The 3,066-nt window shown below is 54.6% G+C and carries 4 protein-coding genes; 3 read left to right on the top strand and 1 reads right to left on the bottom strand.

Features of this window, described 5'->3' with window-relative positions:
• Nucleotides 1-103: 103 nt before the first annotated feature.
• The 3 genes from U873_RS35685 to U873_RS0133165 all read left to right on the top strand — a co-directional run bounded on the left by U873_RS35685 (nt 104) and on the right by U873_RS0133165 (nt 2,347).
• A complete protein-coding gene (locus U873_RS35685; RefSeq protein ID WP_115658657.1) occupies nt 104-427 on the top strand; it encodes a transposase in 324 nt (107 codons plus the stop codon).
• Complete coding sequence (gene tnpB / locus U873_RS37345) at nt 424-759, top strand: IS66 family insertion sequence element accessory protein TnpB (protein WP_025132341.1); 336 nt, start codon at nt 424-426, stop codon at nt 757-759. Before U873_RS35685 ends, tnpB begins: the two co-directional genes overlap by 4 nt.
• A gap of 61 nt (nt 760-820) precedes the next feature.
• Nucleotides 821-2,347 (top strand): IS66 family transposase, encoded by a 1,527-nt coding sequence (locus U873_RS0133165; RefSeq protein ID WP_025132342.1) that lies wholly within the window; start codon nt 821-823, stop codon nt 2,345-2,347.
• Between the two features lie 38 nt (nt 2,348-2,385).
• Here U873_RS0133165 and U873_RS37350 read toward each other — a convergent pair whose 3' ends face one another.
• On the bottom strand, nt 2,386-2,901 hold the full coding sequence (locus U873_RS37350; protein ID WP_371261383.1) for a DUF6622 family protein: 516 nt from the start codon (nt 2,899-2,901) through the stop codon (nt 2,386-2,388).
• Nucleotides 2,902-3,066: the final 165 nt, after the last annotated feature.

Raw genomic sequence — 3,066 nt, forward strand, 5'->3', positions numbered from 1 at the left:
GTATGCGTCCGGCCAAGTCATCTACCCAGCCCCGCAAAGCCAAGACATGGTGTGCACTTAAATTTAAGTGGGCACCAGTTCTAGCCTTTTAAGCGGGTATTTCATGCAGCCGACACGCCGTTCGTATTCCAAATCCTTCAAAGCCCAGGTCATTCAAGAGTGTGTCCAACCCGGCGCATCGATTGCCAGCGTTGCCCTCAGCCATAGCCTCAACGCGAACCTTGTCCACAAATGGATTCGGGTGCAAGCACAGAAAGGCACGGCGCTCCAGCCTGCATTCATCCCGTTGCCTCTGCACGAAACAGGCCAGGGATCCTCAACGAATATCAGCATTGAGATTCTGCACCCGCGCGGCACCGTCAAAGTGAACTGGCCAACCTATAATGCTGCTGCCTGCACCGCATTCCTTCGAGACCTTTTGCGATGATCCGCATCGACGCCATCTGGCTTGCCACCGAGCCCATGGACATGCGCGCCGGAACTGAAACGGCTCTGGCCAGAGTGATCGCGGTGTTCGGTGAGGCGAAGCCGCACTGCGCCTATCTGTTTGCCAATCGCCGCGCGACTCGGGTCAAAGTGCTGGTACACGATGGGATTGGTTTCTGGCTGGCGGCACGTCGCTTGAACCAAGGTAAATTTCATTGGCCAGGTGTTCGGCAAGGCAGTGAATTGCAGTTGGATGTAGAGCAACTTCAGGCCTTGGTGCTTGGCCTGCCTTGGCAACGGATTGGCGCTGGCGGTGCAATCACGGTGCTTTAGAAACTGTAATTAGCATCTTGGTTTGCTGTCGCAGACGGTCTGCTTTGGTAAAATCCAAGGCATGACTTCCTCATCCAATCTCGATCAAATGACTCCCGACCAACTGCGTGCATTCGCTACGCAATTGCTGTCGCAAGTCGAGACCATGGGCAAGAAGATCAACCGCGATCAAACGGTGATCGAGAAGCTGACCCTCGAGATCGCACAGCTCAAGGGTTTGAAGTTTGCCAAGCGCAGTGAGCAGATGAGTCCTGATCAGGCCAGCCTGCTTGATGACCTGATCGATACTGATATCGCGGCGATTGAGGCCGAGCTTCAGGCGTTGCAAATAGCATCAGCGGCGACCGAGGAAAAGCAAAAGCCCAAGCGCACCGCATTGCCGGCAGAATTTCCGCGAACGTTGATCCATCACGAACCAGACAACACTCACTGCCCATGCGGCTGCGCGCTGAAACGCATAGGTGAAGATGTCAGTGAAAAGCTGGACTACACGCCGGGCGAGTTTACCGTTGAGCGCCATGTCCGTGGCAAGTGGGTTTGCGATGACTGCGAAACGCTGATCCAGGCACCTGTGCCGGCGCAGGTCATCGACAAGGGCATCCCGACTGCCGGGTTACTTGCTCACGTCATGATTGCGAAGTTTGCTGACCATCTTCCGCTTTACCGTCAGGAATCGATTTTTAGTCGTGCCGGCTTGGCGATTCCACGCTCCACGTTGGCTCAGTGGGTTGGCATGACAGGCGTGCAGTTACAGCCCTTGGTCGATGCCTTGCGTGACGTAGTGATCGGGCAACAGGTCATGCACGCGGATGAAACACCTGTGCAGATGCTCGCTCCGGGCACCAAGAAAACCCACCGCTCGTATGTTTGGGCTTATGCCACCAGCCAGTTCTGCGACACAGCCGCTGTCGTCTACGACTTCAGCCCCAGCCGCGCTGGCGAGCATGCTCGTAACTTCCTTCAAGGCTGGAAAGGCAAGTTGGTCTGCGATGATTTTGCCGGTTACAAGGCCAGCTTCGAACTCGGCGTGACCGAGATCGGCTGCATGGCCCATGCCCGGCGCAAGTTCTTTGAGTTGTATGCAACCAACAAGAGCCAGATCGCCGAGCAGGCCCTGCACTACATCCAGCTGTTGTACGAAGTCGAGAGCGAAGTGCGTAACCTGGAGCCGGATTTACGGCGCCGAATACGGCAAGAAAAAGCCGTGCCGGTGATGGATAGGCTGCATGTCTGGATGATCGTGCAGCGTGATCTTGTGCCCGAAGGTTCGGCCATCAGCAGAGCACTCGATTACAGCCTTAAACGCTGGGCAGCGCTGTCGCGCTACCTCGATGACGGGGCGGTCCCCATTGATAATAATTGGGCGGAGAACCAGATCCGGCCATGGGCTCTTGGGCGCAAGAACTGGCTCTTCGCCGGGTCGCTACGCAGCGGAAAACGGGCTGCGGCGATCATGAGCTTGATCCAGTCAGCGCGGCTGAATGGCCATGATCCGTACGCCTATCTAAAGGATGTTCTCACGCGCCTGCCGACGCAGCGGGCGAGTGAAATCGATCAGTTGCTGCCGCATAGGTGGCAACTTGCTTAGATCTATAAGACGTGATGGCCGGTGAATGCTGATTACTATTAGGTAACACGAAGCTTTAACCATTTACGGTAAAAGCTTGTAGCACGACCGCAAAAAAGACCCACGGTAAATCCCGATACAGTGCAGGCGATTAAGACGATTTGGACATCATTCGAGCGCTCGGGATGCACGGCTGCTTGATAGCCAATAAAATATCTCACAGCAAAGAAAAGCAGGTATATCGCGAGAATTTTCCAAGTCCCAGGCACGACAAGTCGTCTTCCGGCATCGTCAAGAGTTAGGCAACGCGTAGGGAACAAAAATAATGCAGTGGCGCTCCCTACGGCTATGCCTGTTAACCACGCGCTTAACGTCATCGTGAGGTGACCGCGGTAGTTAAGTGAAAAAAGAGACCAAAATACAAAGATACAGGGTGTAATAAGCAGGACGCTCGGGCTCTCTCGGGTAGGCCGTAGAGCTTTGAATCCGTAATAACAGATCAGTAGAAAAACGCCGAAAACCCAGAGGGGGGTACCTTGTAGAATTTCAAGCATCGCCTTTGGAGTCCTTGCCACTATTTCGTGACTTTATGCTTACATTAGCTTGGGGGCTCTGTCACGTGAAAGCTTGTCTGGGGGCTAGCGCGCCGAGAGTATTAATGGATTTCGTAGCGCGATGTTAACCGACAACCAAACAGACGCGCTTAAGGCCTCGTCAAGGCGTATTCACCACTCGCTTAC

It is taken from the genome of Pseudomonas sp. PH1b (assembly GCF_000633395.1).
In the GTDB taxonomy this organism is placed as follows: domain Bacteria; phylum Pseudomonadota; class Gammaproteobacteria; order Pseudomonadales; family Pseudomonadaceae; genus Aquipseudomonas.